The sequence below is a fragment of the Enterobacter sp. N5-15 genome (assembly GCF_057221635.1).
On record NZ_CM170150.1, the window covers coordinates 2029669 to 2046965 of the forward strand.

General features: G+C 55.8%; 19 protein-coding genes. 9 read left to right on the forward strand and 10 right to left on the reverse strand.

The window, feature by feature from the left end:
* Positions 1 to 86: 86 nt before the first annotated feature.
* The 4 genes from gloA to eptA form a co-directional block, all read right to left on the reverse strand.
* On the reverse strand, positions 87 to 494 hold the full coding sequence (gloA, locus tag AC2TE5_RS09680; protein ID WP_013096923.1) for a lactoylglutathione lyase: 408 nt from the start codon (positions 492 to 494) through the stop codon (positions 87 to 89).
* 100 nt (positions 495 to 594) lie between these two features.
* Positions 595 to 1692 carry an alkene reductase gene (nemA, locus tag AC2TE5_RS09685; RefSeq protein ID WP_045353833.1) on the reverse strand — a complete coding sequence of 366 codons (1098 nt, stop codon included), beginning with the start codon at positions 1690 to 1692 and terminating at the stop codon, positions 595 to 597.
* A gap of 53 nt (positions 1693 to 1745) precedes the next feature.
* Complete coding sequence (locus tag AC2TE5_RS09690) at positions 1746 to 2345, reverse strand: TetR/AcrR family transcriptional regulator (protein ID WP_063142961.1); 600 nt, start codon at positions 2343 to 2345, stop codon at positions 1746 to 1748.
* A 41-nt stretch (positions 2346 to 2386) separates the two neighbouring features.
* Positions 2387 to 4012, reverse strand: coding sequence for a phosphoethanolamine transferase EptA (eptA, locus tag AC2TE5_RS09695; RefSeq protein WP_484613112.1), 1626 nt, complete (start codon positions 4010 to 4012; stop codon positions 2387 to 2389).
* 149 nt (positions 4013 to 4161) lie between these two features.
* On the opposite strand from eptA, the gene AC2TE5_RS09700 reads away from it, so the two are divergent.
* The 3 genes from AC2TE5_RS09700 (at position 4162) to sodC (ending at position 5946) form a co-directional block, all read left to right on the forward strand.
* Complete coding sequence (locus tag AC2TE5_RS09700; RefSeq protein ID WP_023335439.1) at positions 4162 to 4401, forward strand: DUF1289 domain-containing protein; 240 nt, start codon at positions 4162 to 4164, stop codon at positions 4399 to 4401.
* A 48-nt stretch (positions 4402 to 4449) separates the two neighbouring features.
* Complete coding sequence (locus AC2TE5_RS09705; protein WP_032638255.1) at positions 4450 to 5346, forward strand: aldo/keto reductase; 897 nt, start codon at positions 4450 to 4452, stop codon at positions 5344 to 5346.
* A gap of 81 nt (positions 5347 to 5427) precedes the next feature.
* Complete coding sequence (gene sodC / locus AC2TE5_RS09710; RefSeq protein ID WP_063142964.1) at positions 5428 to 5946, forward strand: superoxide dismutase [Cu-Zn] SodC; 519 nt, start codon at positions 5428 to 5430, stop codon at positions 5944 to 5946.
* Here the strand turns inward: sodC and AC2TE5_RS09715 are convergent.
* Genes AC2TE5_RS09715 through AC2TE5_RS09725 form a run of 3 tightly spaced genes read right to left on the reverse strand, consistent with a single transcriptional unit; the run spans position 5925 to position 9057 of the window.
* Positions 5925 to 7958, reverse strand: coding sequence for an FUSC family protein (locus AC2TE5_RS09715; RefSeq protein ID WP_484613113.1), 2034 nt, complete (start codon positions 7956 to 7958; stop codon positions 5925 to 5927). The genes sodC and AC2TE5_RS09715 overlap by 22 nt on opposite strands.
* The gene (locus AC2TE5_RS09720) at positions 7958 to 8818 is read right to left on the reverse strand and encodes an efflux RND transporter periplasmic adaptor subunit (RefSeq protein WP_484613114.1); all 861 of its coding nucleotides are present in this window, start codon (positions 8816 to 8818) and stop codon (positions 7958 to 7960) included. Before AC2TE5_RS09720 ends, AC2TE5_RS09715 begins: the two co-directional genes overlap by 1 nt.
* A gap of 2 nt (positions 8819 to 8820) precedes the next feature.
* A complete protein-coding gene (locus AC2TE5_RS09725; protein ID WP_023335444.1) occupies positions 8821 to 9057 on the reverse strand; it encodes a DUF1656 domain-containing protein in 237 nt (78 codons plus the stop codon).
* Positions 9058 to 9243: 186 nt separating this feature from the next.
* Here AC2TE5_RS09725 and slyA point away from each other — a divergent pair, with 186 nt between their 5' ends.
* Entirely contained in the window at positions 9244 to 9684 is a 441-nt protein-coding gene (gene slyA, locus AC2TE5_RS09730) for a transcriptional regulator SlyA (RefSeq protein WP_033145325.1), read from the forward strand.
* Between the two features lie 36 nt (positions 9685 to 9720).
* On the opposite strand, the gene AC2TE5_RS09735 is transcribed toward slyA, so the two are convergent.
* Positions 9721 to 11082, reverse strand: coding sequence for an MASE4 domain-containing protein (locus AC2TE5_RS09735; protein ID WP_484613115.1), 1362 nt, complete (start codon positions 11080 to 11082; stop codon positions 9721 to 9723).
* Between the two features lie 199 nt (positions 11083 to 11281).
* Entirely contained in the window at positions 11282 to 11749 is a 468-nt protein-coding gene (slyB, locus tag AC2TE5_RS09740) for an outer membrane lipoprotein SlyB (protein ID WP_063142969.1), read from the reverse strand.
* A 254-nt stretch (positions 11750 to 12003) separates the two neighbouring features.
* On the opposite strand from slyB, the gene anmK reads away from it, so the two are divergent.
* From anmK to pdxY, 5 genes are all read left to right on the forward strand, one after another.
* Positions 12004 to 13128: an anhydro-N-acetylmuramic acid kinase gene (gene anmK / locus AC2TE5_RS09745; RefSeq protein WP_484613116.1), complete on the forward strand. Its 1125-nt coding sequence runs from the start codon at positions 12004 to 12006 to the stop codon at positions 13126 to 13128.
* A gap of 93 nt (positions 13129 to 13221) precedes the next feature.
* Positions 13222 to 13545 carry a C-type lysozyme inhibitor gene (gene mliC / locus AC2TE5_RS09750; protein WP_213328480.1) on the forward strand — a complete coding sequence of 108 codons (324 nt, stop codon included), beginning with the start codon at positions 13222 to 13224 and terminating at the stop codon, positions 13543 to 13545.
* 57 nt (positions 13546 to 13602) lie between these two features.
* On the forward strand, positions 13603 to 14259 hold the full coding sequence (gene pdxH / locus AC2TE5_RS09755; protein ID WP_028017303.1) for a pyridoxamine 5'-phosphate oxidase: 657 nt from the start codon (positions 13603 to 13605) through the stop codon (positions 14257 to 14259).
* A gap of 125 nt (positions 14260 to 14384) precedes the next feature.
* Positions 14385 to 15659 carry a tyrosine--tRNA ligase gene (tyrS, locus tag AC2TE5_RS09760; RefSeq protein ID WP_121423496.1) on the forward strand — a complete coding sequence of 425 codons (1275 nt, stop codon included), beginning with the start codon at positions 14385 to 14387 and terminating at the stop codon, positions 15657 to 15659.
* A 68-nt stretch (positions 15660 to 15727) separates the two neighbouring features.
* A complete protein-coding gene (pdxY, locus tag AC2TE5_RS09765) occupies positions 15728 to 16588 on the forward strand; it encodes a pyridoxal kinase PdxY (RefSeq protein WP_484613117.1) in 861 nt (286 codons plus the stop codon).
* Between the two features lie 77 nt (positions 16589 to 16665).
* Here pdxY and gstA read toward each other — a convergent pair whose 3' ends face one another.
* The gene (gene gstA / locus AC2TE5_RS09770) at positions 16666 to 17271 is read right to left on the reverse strand and encodes a glutathione transferase GstA (protein WP_063142974.1); all 606 of its coding nucleotides are present in this window, start codon (positions 17269 to 17271) and stop codon (positions 16666 to 16668) included.
* Between the last annotated feature and the right edge of the window lie 26 nt (positions 17272 to 17297).

Genomic DNA, 17297 nt, shown 5'->3' on the forward strand with positions numbered 1-17297 from the left:
TTACAAGGGGAAAAAGCAGAGCGCATTATGGCAAATTTTGCAGGGTGATGCAGTAAAACAACGGGCGCATGTTGCGCCCTGAGGGATCAGTTGCCCAGACCGCGACCCGCGTCTTTGGCTTCAATCAGCTCGATTTTGTAACCGTCCGGATCTTCCACGAACGCAATCACGGTGGTGCCGCCTTTTACCGGGCCCGCTTCGCGCGTAACGTTACCGCCGTTGCTGCGAATGCGCTCACACGCTTCGGCCGCGTTGTCCACTTCCAGCGCGATGTGGCCGTAGGCAGTGCCCAGCTCATAGCTGTCTACGCCCCAGTTGTAGGTCAGCTCGATCACCGCTTCATCCGTTTCCGGGCCGTAACCCACGAACGCCAGCGAGTATTTGTATTCCGGGTTTTCGCTGGTGCGCAGCAGCTTCATGCCCAGTACGTTAGTGTAGAAATCAATGGAACGTTGCAGATCGCCAACGCGCAGCATGGTGTGAAGTAGGCGCATAATTTCCTCATTAACCAATGAAATAGACTGTCTTTTTGAACAGAAACGATGTTTTAGTATAGCGGCGAAGTATCGCCGCTATCAATGAACAACGGTGAGATTACAGAGAAGGGTAGTCGGTGTAGCCTTCCGCGCCGCCGCCGTAGAAGCTTTCCGGGCGCTGCGGGTTCAGGGCCGCTTTTTTCTGCAGGCGGGCAACCAGATCCGGGTTGGCGATGTAGTCGCGGCCAAACGCGACGGCATCAATCAGCCCTTTGCCGATCAGGTCTTCGGCTTTCTCCGGGGTATAAGCCCCCGCACCGATGATCACCCCGTGGAAACGCTCGCGCACTTTCTGGCGGAATGCGTCCGTGTAAGGTTTACCGCCAGCCCAGTCCGGCTCGGACATGTGCAGATAGGCGATACCGCGTTTAGCCAGCTCTTCAATCAGATACAGCGCGTCCGCTTCTTCGTTCGGACCGTTGTCGACGTTCTGGAAAGAACCGATTGGGGAGACGCGGATCCCGATACGGTCCGGACTCCACTCCTGGCATACGGCGTCAACCACTTCCAGCACCAGGCGAGCGCGGTTTTCGACGCTGCCGCCGTACTGGTCGGTGCGATGGTTAGACGACGGTGACAGGAACTGGTGCAGCAGGTAGCCATGGGCGGAGTGCAGCTCAATCAGGTCAAAACCGGCTTCACGGGCGTTCGCTACTGCCTGACGGAAGTCGTTCACGATACCCGGGATCTCGTCCAGCTCAAGCGCGCGCGGCATAGAGGTATCCACGCGGATCGCATTGCCGTTTTCATCACGCAGGGACGTACGGGTGTTTGCGCTCAGGGCCGAAGCGGAGACCGGTGCCTGGCCGCCAGGCTGAATGCTGCTGTGAGAGATACGACCGGTATGCCACAGCTGGACCGCAATGCGACCCTCTTCAGCGTGAACGCCCGCGGTGATTTTCTTCCATGCGGCGATCTGTTCCGGGCTGTGAAGACCCGGCGCACCCGCATAACCCTTAGCCTGAGCAGAAATCTGCGTGGCTTCGGTGATGATCAGGCCAGAGCTTGCGCGCTGACGGTAGTATTCACCCATCAGTGGGGTTGGGATGTCACCCGGCTCAATGCTGCGCAGACGGGTAAGCGGAGCCATAAACACGCGGTTTGGCGCAGTGACGGCACCCACTTTTAAGGGGGTAAATAATTTTTCAGCTGACATAAAGACTCCTGAGTAGACCAGTCGACTAGTAATAAGGTAAATAAAAACGCCTGCTATACGCCAGGCGCAGTAATACTGTTTTTCACATGTGCCAGCGCGCTTTCCAGCGGCACGGCACTGCGCGAAATTTTTGCCTGCAGGTTAGCCCCTAGCCAGAGCGCATATAACACCTGCGCCTGGGTTAGCGGCTCGCCTGAAAAGGCCAACGTTTTTTCATCGCGGCCTTTCTCCAGCGCCTGGGCCAGCAGGGCGATAACGCCGCGGGCACCTTTATCCATCGCCGTGCGCATATCTTCAGAAAGATCGCACACTTCTGCAGACAGCTTAACGGTCAGGCAACCGCTGATGATGCCCTGCTGACAGAACTGGTTCAGCGTTTCCTGATAGTAGTTCAGAACACGATCCCGGTAGTTGCCTTCACCCGACGCAAAGTGGGTCGCCAGACGCTGGTGGTAGCCAGCATAATGACGCTCCAGCATCGCCACGCCGAAGGCCTCTTTGGACCGAAAGTAGTGGTAAAACGACCCCTTCGGTACCTCAGCGGTTTTTAACAGCTCGCTCAACCCCATACCGGTGAACCCGCGATGCATGCAAAGTTGCTCGCCGGTCGCCAGTAAATGTTCGCGGGTATCGTGTTCAGTATTTCTGCTCATGGCCGCACTCTAATAGACCGTTCGGTCTAATGCAAGCGCGTTTACTGACGACATGCGCTCAGGATATCCAGCTGCTGTTGATAAACCGTTGATTTCACGTCCATCATACCCAGCACGGTCGAGAACAAATTGTCCTGAGAAACCGCATTTTTTGCTGCATGGTCACGCAAACACTGCTCGTTGACGCCAAAGTTTTTCGCGTAATCCGGCGACAGCCAGAACATAAACGGAATATGCGTTTGCTGCTCCGGTGCCAGCACGTACGGCGTACCGTGCAGATAAATACCGCTTTCACCCAGCGATTCACCGTGATCTGAAAGATAAATCAGGGCGGTGTTCATGCTCCCCTGGCGTGCTTTCAGCGCATCAATGGTTTTGCTGACCATGCTGTCGGTATAGAGGATGGTGTTGTCATAGGTATTCATCAGCGCCTGATGATCGCAATCCTGAATCTCATTGGTGTCGCAGGTTGGGGTGAATTTACGGAAGTTGTCCGGGTAACGGCGATAGTATGCCGGACCGTGGCTCCCCATCAGGTGGATAACCAGCACCGTGTCTTGCTTCACGCCATCCAGCACGTTGTCCAGACGGTAGAAATTCACGTCGTCAATACAGGATTTGTCTTTGCAGAACTGATCCAGATTCCACTGCGTCATGTCGGTATGAGGGATGCGATCGCAGGCACCTTTACAGCCGCCGTCGTTGTCGCGCCACAGCAGGTTGATACCCGCATGCTTGAGCACGTCGAGCAGTCCTTCGCGGTGGTGAGCCAGGTCGGCATCGTATTTGCTGCGCGTCATGCCGGAGAACATGCAGGGAACGGAGACCGCGGTTTCAGTCCCACACGAGGAGGCCTGCGGGAAGTTAATCACATCCTGCTTTTTCAGCTCCGGGTTGGTTTCGCGCCCGTAGCCGTTCAGGGAGTAGTTTGCCGCGCGCGAGGCTTCGCCAACGACAAGCACCAGAACGGTTTTCTTTTGTTGACCGGTAATCAGTGGCCCTTTATGGGCATCTTCACCAATGCGCACCAGCGTTTGATCGCCAGCAAACCAGCGCATTTTGCTGTACTTCACCACGGCGCTGACATAGTTCGCCGGGGTGACCATTTTGACGATGCTTTTGTTATTGCGGAACAGCGACGCGTAGTCTTTATAAAACAGCGCGGCGATCAGGATAATCACCAGCAGGGCGCCGAGCATCGCGGCAACCCGCGTCAGCAGGGCATACCACCATTTCCCGGTACGAATGCGGGTCAACGCCACCACCACGGAAGGCACGAGGCCGGCAATGACAATCCACAGGATCATCTGCGGGGTCACCAGAGCGGTCGCTTCCTGAGAGTTGGTTTCGAACACGTTCACAATCATGTTCTGATCGATCACCGCGCCATAGGTGTACATAAAGTAGGTAGCCGCAGCGCATCCGATCGTCAATACAATCAGCAGCGGCTTACGGAGATACGGGATAATAAGCAGGCTAAAAACAATCACCCAGCCGCAAAACAGCACCAGCGGTACGGACGCGGCAAAGAGGATGTCGTGCAGATGGGCAGGGGCGATAATGGCCCAGCTGCGCTGGATAAACAGCCCGTTAAGCAGAGTAAAGAAGAGTGCACAGCCCAGAGTAAATTTAATGTCGTTACATTGTAACTTTTTGATTAACCACATCGATCGGTGAACCTGTCATTGTCATGATGGGCCGAGTATAGAGAGGGAAGATTAGTGAAACCTTAATGCCATAAATCTGTGATATAGGCCTTGCACGCGGCGCGTTTAGCGTCTTCACTGTAGGTGAGAGTGGCTATCGGGAGGTGAGTGTGGCAGAGCAGCTGGAGTTTTTCCCCATCCAGAGCCCGTGCCGGGGTATTTGTCAGGTCGATGAACGCGGATATTGCCGCGGGTGCATGCGTACCCGTGATGAGCGTTTTAACTGGCAAAACTTTAGCGACACGCAGAAGCAGGAGGTGCTACGCCTCTGCCGACAGCGTTTTCTGCGCAAAATACGCGCAAACAAAGCCGGTGAGACCGAAGAACCGCAGCAACCTTCACTTTTTTAACCCGGTAATTGCGTATACTCATGACATTACATCCTTGAGGAAAATGTTATGGTTCAGCGAATTACCCTTGCCCCCCAGGGGCCAGAATTCTCCCGTTTTGTTATGGGCTACTGGCGCCTGATGGACTGGAATATGTCCCCCCTCCAGCTGGCGAGCTTTATTGAAGAGCACCTCGATTTAGGCATCACCACGGTCGATCATGCGGATATTTACGGTGGCTACCAGTGCGAGGCCGCGTTCGGCGAGGCGCTCAAACTGGTTCCGGCACTCCGCGATCGCATGGAGATCGTCACGAAGTGTGGGATTGCCACCACGGCAAAACCTGAACACGCCCTCGGTCATTACATCACCGACAGCGCGCACATCATCAAGAGCGCCGAGCAGTCGCTGGTCAATCTGGCGACCGACCGTATCGACCTGCTGTTAATCCACCGCCCTGACCCGCTGATGGACGCCGATGAGGTGGCGGAAGCCTTCCTGAACCTGCACCAGAGTGGGAAAGTGCGTCACTTCGGCGTGTCTAACTTTACCCCGGCACAGTTTGCGCTGCTTCAGTCTCGTCTGCCGTTTACCCTGGCCACTAACCAGGTTGAGATCTCCCCGGTACACCAGCCGCTGCTGCTGGACGGTACCCTCGATCAGCTGCAGCAGCTGCGCATTCGCCCAATGGCCTGGTCGTGCCTGGGGGGAGGACGTCTGTTCAATGATGATGAATTCCAGCCGCTGCGCAACGAGCTTGAAACTATCGCCCGCGAGCTCAACGCCGAGAGCATCGAGCAGGTGGTTTACGCGTGGATCCTGCGCCTGCCGTCAAAACCGCTGCCGATTATCGGTTCCGGCAAAATTGAGCGCGTGCGTTCTGCGCTGGCGGCTGAAGAACTGCAGATGACCCGCCAGCAGTGGTTCCGCATCCGCAAGGCCGCGCTGGGTTACGACGTACCATAAACCGCCTGAAGGTGACTTTCCGGTGAAATCTTTGCCCCTGGTATACACTTAAGGGGCAAAAAATAACCCTCGGAGGTCATTATGAAGCGTTTTGCTCTGGCACTGGTCACGCTGGTTGTTTGCGCAGGAGCGCAGGCAGCCAGCGATGAAGTGGAAATGAATCTCGTCACCTCACAGGGTGTGGGTCAGTCCATCGGAACGGTGAAAATCACTGAAACCGATAAAGGACTGGAGTTTGCCCCCAACCTCAAAGCCCTCCCTCCCGGTGAACATGGTTTCCATGTTCACGCCAAAGGCAGCTGCCAGCCCGCTTTAAAAGAGGGCAAACCGTCGGCGGCGGAAGCGGCCGGGGGTCACCTCGATCCGCAGCATTCCGGCAAGCATGAAGGCCCGGATGGCATGGGGCATTTAGGCGATCTGCCTGTGCTGGTGGTGAATAACGACGGTAAAGCCACCGATCCCGTTGTCGCGCCGCGACTGAAAAAGCTGGATGAGGTGAAAGGCAAAGCGCTGATGATTCATGTCGGCGGCGACAATATGTCCGATCGGCCTAAACCGCTCGGTGGCGGCGGGGCACGCTATGCGTGTGGGGTGATCTGATCCCCAATCGTTCCCGGCGGCGGGGCCTGTTCCAGCTGCGACAGCGAGCAGTGCAGGCGCCAGATTATCGAGGCCAAATCACGGGCTGCGGGCAGATGATGCCGTGCCAGCGTATCGCAGATCCGCTGCAGTTCATTCAGCGTGGTTTCCAGCGGCCGCTGCTGGACGCCGCGCTCGCTCATCACATCGCGCAGCAGGGAGATGCAAACATCACGAACCTGCGACAGCGGATCGGAGCGCGTTTCCCACGCGCGAAGCTGCCAGACCACGTGCGAGCAGTTCAACAGCACCACGCCCCAGCGCAGCAGCCAGCGCCGCGACAGCGCGTCCTGGCTGTTATTCAGCTGGCTGACGTGGTGATAAACCAGCGATTCATACTCGTTTTCACCCAGATACGGTTTACGGCTGAGCTGGTCGACAAACCCTCTGCGTAACTCCCGAATATGCCTGCGGCTCTTGCGGGCATCGGAGCCGGGACGCAGCACCGCGAAAGCCAGCCACGCCAGCCCCACGCCCAGGATCTTCGCCAGGTTGTCATTGAGAAAGTCGGCGTAATCGTAAACCGGGGGATTCGTCACGGAGATAAACGACCCCATAAAGACAATCAGCTGTCCCCAGAGGCCCGCCAGTTTTGGCATTTGCAGCTTCAGAAGCTGCATGGTGGTCAACAGGGGAAACAGAAACAGCAGGAACTGCCACAGATCGCTTATCTGCACCATCAGGCCAAACTTAACCACGAAGCTGAACAGCGACAGCAGCACCAGCGTGCGCAGCAGGAGCGTAAGCGAGTTGAACGGCGAGGCCGCGACGGAGTAAAGCACGCAGCTGATGGCGGCAAGCGTCAGGGCCGCCGTGCCGGACTCCCACTGCGTGGTGATGCTCCACGCCCCCACCAGCATCAGCGCGCAGAAGGTGCGAAAACCGCTCCACAGCGCTTCCAGGTAGTCGGTATGGCGTGCGAGTGCCGGGCTGCCGGGGACGTTAAATTCCGTTACTGGGGTCGCATTTTCGACGGACGTGATCCAGCGGCTGCTGCGCAGGTACAGCCGACAAAAGTAATTCAGGCGCTGCCAGAAGGCGCGATGGCGATAGTCGTACTCATCAACCGGGGCGAGCGGGGCGATAATCCGCGCCACGGTATAGATATCCGCATCCGGGCGCGCAAGGGCCGCGAGTAGCGCTTCAATCACGGCGCGGGTATTTTCAGGCGGCGTCGGCCAGTTGAGCAGCATCCGGCGCAGGCTGGAGATGGCACTGGTCATGCGCAGCTGCTGGTGCAGCAAATAGTTAAGCAGGGTGTTCTGACGGCGAAAGCGGTAGTGGCTCCAGAACGCCTGAATACGCAACAGATTCATGGTCAGGATCTGTCCGATAACCTTTTCATGCGCGAGGCGGATGTCATCGCTGGTATCCGGTTGCCACAGCAGGCTCGCGTGCTCCAGCAATCGGGTATGCATGGTTCTCAGTGCGGTGATGAGCGCGGTGCCGTCGGAGGTGCTGGGAAGGATCATCATCATGAAGCCGCCGCTGAGGATCCCGACAATCACTTCGCAGACGCGCGCCTGCGCGATATCCCACAGCTCGGTGGTGTCGAGCACGTTAACCACCGGAAAGGCGATGATGGCGGCGGTGTACCCCGCCAGCTGGAACGCGTAGGCGACGTTATTGGTAAAATGGGCGCAGGCCCAGGTACAGCATCCCAGCCATGCCGCCATGCTCAGCAGGAACAGCCACGGATCGTTCAGCGTATGGCCCGCGATAATTAACGCCGCGGTGGCACCGAGCAGGCTGCCTGCGATACGGCCAAGGCTTTTACTGATCACCCCGCCGACCGTTGGGAAACTGACCACCGCTGCAGACGTCATCGCCCAGTAGGGTTCATCCAGGTTCAGGTAGTAGGCGATGGTCAGCGCAAGGCACATGGCAATGCCGTTACGCAGCGCGTAGCGCCACTGGGGACGCGTCGCTTTCATCCACGGCGTGTTGTGCCAGGTGAGCCCCTGCAGCTTCATTAGCGGGTTCCGATGGAGACGGTGCAGGTGGTGCCGGATACCAGGGTAATGTCCTCCGGCAAACGGTCAAATTCTACGCGAACCGGAACGCGCTGGGCCAGGCGCACCCAGGGAACGTTCGGCTTAATGTCCGGCACCAGCCCTGAATCCGTTTCAACGCTTTGATCGTAAATGGCCCGGCCTATGCTGGATACGTGACCCTGTAACTTTTGCGAACCGCTGTAAAGCGTAATCGCGGCGGGCGATCCCTCGCGAATATGGCGAAGCTTGGTCTCTTCGAAATAGCCCACCACGTAGAAGGAGTGGCTGTCGACGAGGGCGAAAACCGGCTGGCCGGTAGTGGCGTAGTTACCCACGCGGGCGAAGAGGTTGGTCACCCATCCATCGACCGGTGCCGTAATCACGGTTTGGGTCAGCTGCCACTGCGCCTGCTTCAGCGTCGCCTCCGCCACGTTGACGCTCGCCTGCATGGCCTTAACGTTAATATTCGCGGTGTCTAAATCCTCCGCTGAGATGTAGTTTTGCGACAGGTGTCGGCGGCGGTTGGCCTCGTTGTTGGCCTTTGCCAGGTCAGACTGGGCTTTCGCCAGCTGTGCCTGGGCGTTCAGAATCGCAATGTGGTACGGGGTGTCGTCAATTCGGAATAAAACGTCTCCCTTTTTGACGAACTGGTTATCCTTAACCAACAGCGTCGTGATGCTTCCCGACACCTGAGGGGTGATGCTGACCTGTTCAGCACGAACTTTGCCGTCACGCGTCCAGGGCGACTGCATATAAAAATTCCACATCCACCAACCCGCAACCAGCGCGAGGGCAAGGATAAAGAGGGTGGAAAAGTATTTTAGCGTTTTCAGGGACATATTCACCACGCAGTCAAAACGGCAAGGCCCAGGCTTACGGAGAGGGCAAACAGGGAAAGATCCATCAGCATGGGATGCCAGATTTCGCCGGAGTACATCCAGTCGCGAAGCAGACGATGCGCGATGAGCCAGAGTATAAAGCCCACCAGAACGGCCTTAAACAGAGGAGGAAAGTAGACTGACGCACCGAAGATCAGGTCCTGAAGGGGTAAACCCTCTGAGCGATGAAAAAACGTCACGGGCAGAAATCCTTTGCAGTGAACAGAATGCCGCGTTGGCTTGTCTTAGTATGATGAAGCATCACAATTCAGTGTAAGTCATACTTTTAAGTTCGATGAATGCAGTATTGCATTTGTTTTGGCAATACAAATGCTGCACACTATTCTAAAATCAGTATAATAACTTAGCAAGCTAATTATAAGGAGATGAAATTGGAATCGCCATTAGGTTCTGATCTGGCAAGGTTGGTACGCGTCTGGCGTGCTCTGATTGACCATCGCCTGAAACCTCTGGAACTCACACAGACGCATTGGGTCACGCTGCACAACATCCATCAGCTGCCGCCCGAACAGTCGCAAATTCAACTGGCAAAAGCGATAGGAATTGAGCAACCGTCGCTGGTACGCACGCTTGACCAGCTGGAAGAGAAGGGGTTGATCTCGCGGCAAACCTGCGCCAGCGATCGTCGTGCGAAACGGATTAAACTCACCGAGAAAGCGGCGCCTATCATCACGGAAATGGAAGCCGTGATCACCAAGACGCGCGGTGAAATCCTGTCAGGCGTTTCACCGGCGGAACTGGAAATGCTCATCAGCCTCATTGGACGCCTCGAGCAGAACATCCATGAGCTGCAGTCGCGAGACTGACAAACAACAAGGCCTTGCAGCAGCAAGGCCTTTTTTTTACTTAAAGACGACCACACGGTTACGGCCTGTCTCCTTCGCTTCATACATCGCCTTGTCGGCACTTTCCACGCAAACTTCTGCGGTTATCGTCGGTGACGTCGCGGTGAACACCCCCATGCTGATGGTGATCGGCTCCGGTAGCTGACCGCCGCTGCTGTTGTGATCAAAGCTGCTCAGGTTTAACCGTATGCGTTCGGCCACCTGGTACGCCGCGTCTGATGAGGTGTTGGCCAGCATCAGAACAAACTCCTCACCGCCGATACGGGCCGCGATATCCTGCGGGCGCACCGAATCCATTAGCAGGTTGGCGACAAACTGCAGGACTTTGTCGCCCTGAAGATGCCCGTAGGTGTCGTTGATACGCTTGAAGCGATCGAGATCGCTGACGATGACGGAAACAGGGCGGCTGGGTTTGGCGATATCCAGAGCCTGCTTTAGTGATTCATAAAAATAACTGCGGTTATACAGGCGCGTGAGCGGGTCGCGAATCGAGTTCTGGTAGGACTGCTGGTATTTCACGTGCGAGTCGCGATACAGCCTGAAGACATCGTAGAGCAAAACAAAAATAATCAGCAGCGTGGCGACAGTTTCAAATAAGCGGGCGCGATACCAGGAGATACCTTCGGCATGTCCACCCACCAGCAGCATTGAGAGCGTGACGATATAGCAGACGCACAAAAAATTACCGCCCACCCAGAATAAATTGCGTACGCGCGTAATAAACATCAGCGTTGCTAATGTCACCACCCACAGGGCAATTAATGAAATATTAATGAACTGGCTCCAGAGAACCATAAACTGACGGGTTTCATTATCAACCAGGTCAATTGATAAGAGTGGTGAATGACTGGAATAGATCCAGGCCAATCCCACCGCACAGGCCGTAAAGAGAAACTCGCCGCTTACAATCGCGATATGCGCCAGTCGTGAAAGGGGGTAATTGCGCGTGGTATAAAGTATTGCCGCAACGATGATGAGCACCGCCATTAAGAGATGGCGGAACATATAGTAGATCATCGCATCGTTGTAGTTCACCACGTTGAACTGGTAGAGGTCCAGCCAGGCGGGAAAGCTGGACAGCGTTCCGACCATCAGCAACGCGGAGCCCGCAAAGGCGAAGGCAAAGGCCACCAGATACAGCCGTTTTCTGTCACACCAGTATTTCATCACCATAAAACAGGCAATAAACAGGTGGAACACCAGAAGAAAAATGGTGAGCGTAGGGAATAAAAGCGGTGAAAAGGACGGTACCCATTCAACGACCTTTAAATAGAGCGTTTGTAATATCCCGATGACGGCAATGCAACCGAGGCAGAACGCGATATAACGACTCTTTAGAGAACGACGATTCGCAATCATATACGTTTTTAACGACTTTATAATGAATGAAGGTAAGAGGATTGCGATGAGTTTAATCAATTAGCGCGCTAAATACTTTGCGCGGAAACAATATATGTCATGGTAAATAATAGATGTGGTGAATATATTTTGTAAATATATTTGTGGGAGTGATATATATTGTAAATGGATGTGGCCCGATGGCCACATCCATTTTTAATTAACGTGGGGAAACGGTCACCTGACGTCCGTTGCTTGCCAGAACTACGCGCTGGCCTGCAGAGAAGCGGGTGTTGCCTTGTTTCTGTACAACCATGATAGTGCTGCCGTCGTCTTTACGGATTTCCAGCTCTACGCCCTGGGTTTTGTTCATCGCACCCTGAACGCCCTGGCCGGCTACGCCACCCGCAACGGCGCCTGCTGCTGTTGCCAGCGAGCGACCCGTGCCGCCACCGACGGTATTACCGAGGAAACCACCCAGAACGGCACCGCCGATTGCACCCATTACGTTGCTTTCATCACCACCCTGGATCTGTACAGGACGTGCGTTAACAACGGTACCGTAAGTCACGTTCTGAACCTGTTTCGCTTCAGAAGCGCTGTAAACGTCGCCAGAAAGTGAACTGTCATTCACACAGCCAGCCAGAGTTAAACCAATCAGCGAAACGCCCAGTACACGTAAAATCATTTGAATCTCCTGTTCACCAAAAACGCCCGAGTGGGGCATCCGTTATGGCTAAATTATATGGCATAAGAAGCCATAGTTCATATCTTTGCATTAACAATAGGAAAATTGTACTTGAATTTGACTTAACGAGACATAAACAGGGTCCGCCTGTGTTACCCGTCTGACATTGTTAAAAAATATTATTGCCGGATGGCAAAGCTGCGCCGTTTATGGTTGAGTGGATGTCCTTAGCCCACGCAACGTAAGGAAAGCGCATGAAATCGGGTCGCTACATTGGTGTGATGTCAGGCACCAGTCTGGATGGGGTAGATGTCGTTCTGGCCGCCATTGACGAAAACATGGTGGCACAGCAGGCGAGCCTGACCTGGCCAATCCCCATTTCACTGAAAGAGGATATTCTGAGTATCTGTCAGGGGCAGCAGCTGACCCTTTCCCAGCTTGGACAGCTTGATGTCCGTCTTGGGGCGCTGTTTGCGGATGCGGTGCAGGCTTTGATGCAAAAAGAACATCTTCGCCCGCAGGATGTGGTGGCCATCGGCTGTCACGGACAAACGGTCTGGCATGAGCCCGGCGGAGATGCCCCGCATACCCTGCAAATCGGCGATAACAACCAGATTGTGGCGAAGACGGGCGTGACGGTAGTAGGCGATTTCCGTCGTCGCGATATCGCCCTTGGCGGACAGGGCGCGCCGCTGGTACCCGCGTTCCATCAGGCGTTATTGGCGCACCCAACAGAGCGGCGGATGGTGCTCAACATTGGCGGGATTGCCAACCTGTCGATGCTCATCCCGGGACAGCCCGTCCGCGGCTACGATACCGGCCCGGGCAATATGCTAATGGATGCCTGGATCTGGCGTCAGTGCGGTCAACCGTATGATAAAAATGCCGAGTGGGCGAGCGGTGGGAAAGTGATTCTTCCGCTGCTGCAGTCGATGCTAAGCGATCCTTATTTTGCCCTGCCTGCCCCTAAGAGCACGGGGCGTGAATACTTCAACCTGGGCTGGCTTGAGCGTCAGCTGGCGCCATTCCCTGCGCTCGCGCCGCAGGATGTCCAGGCGACGCTTGCCGAGCTGACGGCCGTGTCGATTTCCGAACAGGTTCTGCTCAGCGGCGGATGTGAGCGGCTGCTGGTGTGCGGTGGAGGAAGCCGCAACCCGCTGGTGATGGCGCGTCTTGCGGGGCTACTGCCGGGTACCGAAGTGAGCACGACCGATGAGGCCGGCATCAGCGGTGATGATATGGAGGCGCTGGCCTTCGCCTGGCTCGCCTGGCGCACCGTTGCCGGACTGCCGGGCAACCTGCCGTCGGTAACCGGTGCACGTGAAGCGAGCGTCCTCGGGGCGATTTTCCCGGCAAATCCTCGTCATAATCAGAGTTAACTGAAATTCAGCGCGGCGTGTCGTCGTTAGAATGGAACGAAACAGGAGGGCAGCCATGCCCTCCAGGACCAGGAAAGTCTTCGGAATACGCCCATGAAAAAACTTCTTCTTATTGCCGCGCCTTTATTGCTGTCAGGATGCAGCGTCTATAACCAGCTCCTTGACCGCATGCAGACCGATACGCTGGAGTATCGCTGCGACGAAAAACCGCTGACCGTGAAGCTGAATAACCCACGCCAGGAGGCCAGCTTTATTTACGACAATAAACTGCTGACGCTGAAGCAGGGCATGTCGGCCTCCGGCGCGCGCTATACCGACGGTATCTACGTCTTCTGGTCGAAAGGCGACAGCGCCACGGTCTACAAACGCGACCGCATTGTGCTGAACAATTGCCAGCTTGAAAATCCGAAGCGTTGAGATTTTTACAGGGGCGGCGCACAATAGCGCCACCCACTCTCAATGTCAGCTAACGCCATGTCAGATAACGACGAACTGCAGCAAATTGCGCATCTGCGCCGTGAATACACCAAAGGCGGCCTGCGTCGCCAGGATCTTCCCGCTGAACCCCTCGTGCTTTTTGAACGCTGGCTGAAACAGGCCTGCGAAGCGAAACTTGCCGATCCAACGGCGATGGTTGTCGCGACGGTTGATGAAAACGGTCAACCGTATCAGCGCATCGTTTTGCTCAAGCACTATGACGAGAAAGGTCTGGTGTTCTATACCAACCTCGGCAGCCGCAAAGCGCACCATTTAGAAAACAATCCGCGTATCAGCCTGCTGTTCCCCTGGCACATGCTGGAACGTCAGGTGATGGTCACCGGCAAGGCGGAACGTCTCTCGACGCTGGAAGTGGTGAAGTATTTCCACAGCCGTCCGCGTGACAGCCAGATTGGCGCCTGGGTCTCAAAACAGTCCAGCCGAATTTCTGCCCGCGGCGTGCTGGAAAGTAAATTCCTGGAGCTGAAACAGAAGTTCCAGCAGGGTGAAATTCCCCTGCCAAGCTTCTGGGGCGGTTTCCGTATCCCGATTGAGCAGATGGAATTCTGGCAGGGCGGTGAACATCGCCTGCATGACCGCTTTTTATACCAGCGCGACAATGGCGGCTGGAAAATCGACAGACTGGCACCGTAATCCCCGAAATTTGTTGATTTAAGCGCTAGCGCACACCGCGCTTGCGCTTTATTCTATGGTCCTTTCGCATCAGGCGAAAAGTCGTGTACCGGCAAAGGTGCAGTCGTTTATACATGGAGAATTTGATGGCAAGCAGTAACTTGATTAAACAATTGCAAGAGCGGGGCCTCGTGGCCCAGGTGACGGACGAGGAAGCGTTAGCAGAGCGACTGGCGCAAGGCCCGATCGCGCTCTATTGCGGCTTCGACCCCACCGCTGACAGCTTGCATTTGGGGCATCTTGTTCCATTGTTATGCCTGAAACGCTTCCAGATGGCGGGCCATAAGCCTGTTGCCCTGGTGGGCGGTGCGACCGGTCTGATTGGTGACCCAAGCTTTAAAGCCGCTGAGCGTAAACTGAATACCGAAGATACCGTGCAGGAGTGGGTGGATAAGATCCGCAAACAGGTTGCACCGTTCCTCGACTTCAACTGTGGTGATAACGCCGCCATTGCCGCGAACAACTACGACTGGTTTGGTGGCATGAACGTGCTGACCTTCCTGCGTGATATCGGCAAGCACTTCTCTGTTAACCAGATGATTAACAAAGAGGCCGTGAAGCAGCGTCTGAACCGCGACGACCAGGGTATCTCCTTTACCGAGTTCTCCTACAACCTGCTGCAGGGTTATGACTTTGCCTGCCTGAACAAACTGCACGGCGTATCCCTGCAGATTGGCGGTTCCGATCAGTGGGGTAACATCACCTCCGGTATCGACCTGACCCGTCGTCTGCATCAGAATCAGGTCTTCGGTCTGACCGTTCCGCTGATCACCAAAGCCGACGGCACCAAATTCGGTAAAACCGAAGGCGGCGCGGTATGGCTCGATCCGAAGAAAACCAGCCCGTACAAATTCTACCAGTTCTGGATCAACACGGCGGATGCCGATGTTTACCGCTTCCTGAAGTTCTTCACCTTTATGGACATTGAAGAGATCAACGCGCTGGAAGAAGAAGACAAGAACAGCGGTAAAGCGCCGCGCGCTCAGTACGTGCTGGCGGACGAAGTGACCAAACTGGTTCACGGTGAAGAAGGTCTGGCCGCGGCAAAACGCATTACCGCAAGCCTGTTCAACGGTACCCTGAGCGATCTGAGCGAAGCGGACTTCGAACAGCTGGCGCAGGACGGCGTGCCGATGGTTGAGATGGAAAAAGGGGCTGACCTGATGCAGGCGCTGGTGGACTCTGAGCTCCAGCCTTCCCGCGGTCAGGCGCGTAAAACCATCGCGTCTAACGCTATCACCATCAACGGTGAGAAACAGGCCGACCCGGAATACACCTTCGTTGACGGCGACCGTCTGTATGGTCGCTACACGCTGCTGCGTCGCGGCAAGAAGAACTACTGCCTTGTCTGCTGGAAGTAATTAACAGTCTCCAGGGGGCGTGGGAAACCACGCCCCTTTTTGTTTTTTCAGGGTTTGGTAAGAAAAAAATGAAGAACATCCTCGCCATTCAGTCCCACGTTGTTTTTGGACACGCTGGCAATAGCGCCGCGGAATTCCCGATGCGTCGCCTCGGCGTCAACGTCTGGCCCCTTAATACCGTGCAGTTCTCTAACCACACGCAGTACGGCAAATGGACCGGCTGCGTGATGCCGCCTTCGCACCTCACCGAGGTTGTGCAGGGTATTGCCGATATCGACCAGCTCAAACGCTGTGACGCCGTGCTGAGCGGTTACCTCGGCTCAGCGGAGCAGGGGGAGCATATCCTCGGCATCGTGCGCCAGGTGAAAGCCGCAAACCCGTCGGCAAAATACTTCTGCGACCCCGTCATGGGCCATCCGGAGAAAGGCTGCATCGTGGCGCCTGGCGTCGCAGAGTTTCACGTCCGCCACGCGCTGCCCGCCAGCGATATCATTGCGCCAAACCTGGTCGAACTCGAAATTCTCTGCGAGCGTCCGGTTAACAGCGTAGAAGAGGCCGTAAGCGCGTCCCGCGAGCTTATCGCGCTGGGGCCTGACGTTGTGCTGGTAAAACACCTTGCGCGCGCAGGGCTGAGCCAGGACCGTTTTGAGATGCTGCTGGTGACGAAAGAGGATGCCTGGCATATCAGCCGTCCGCTGGTGGATTTTGGCCAGCGCCAGCCGGTTGGGGTCGGAGATGTCACCAGCGGTCTGCTGCTGGTGAAATTACTGCAAGGGGCGACAATGCGCGACGCGCTCGAGCATGTTACTGCGGCGGTGTACGAAATCATGATTGCGACGAAAGAGATGCAGGAATATGAACTGCAGGTGGTCGCGGCACAGGATCGTATCGCGAAGCCGGAACACTATTTCAGCGCCACCCAGCTTTAAACGATGCCGGGTGGCGCTGCGCTTACCCGGCCTACAAAACCCGTTGGCCCGTGCAAGCGAAGCGCCGCCGGGCGATATTAGCTAAGACCTTCCGCTTTCAGCGCCGCAGCCACGGCAGGGCGCTCTGCCACGCGTTTCATATACGATGCAATATGGTCTAACCCTTCCAGGTTCAGCTTAACCGCGCGCGCCCAGCGCAGCACGGTGAACAGGTACGCATCGGCAATCGTGAAGCGCGAACCCGCAATCCACTGATCGTCTTTCAGCGATGCGTTAACGTACTGCAGCTTTTTCTCAAGAAGCGCGCGCAGGGTCGGTTTGAACTCCTCTGGCGTATCCGGGCGGAACAGCGGCGTAAACCCTTTGTGCAGCTCGGTCGCAATGTAGTTCAGCCATTCCAGCGTTTTATAGCGAGAAATGGTACTGACCGGCGCCAGCAGATGGCGATCGGGTACGCTATCGGCCAGGAACTGCATAATCGCCACGCCTTCGGTCAGCAGGGTACCGTCATCCAGCAGGAGCGCCGGAACTTGTCCTTTCGGGTTGATGGCAAGAAAATCATCACCGTTTTCCAGACGTTTTTTCATCAGATCAACGCCATCCAGCGTAAAATCTTTGCCGCTCTCGCGCAGGGTGATATGGGAAGCAAGAGAGCACGCGCCCGGTTTGTAGAACAGTTTCATCGGTAACTCCTTTTTGCTGAGGTTCC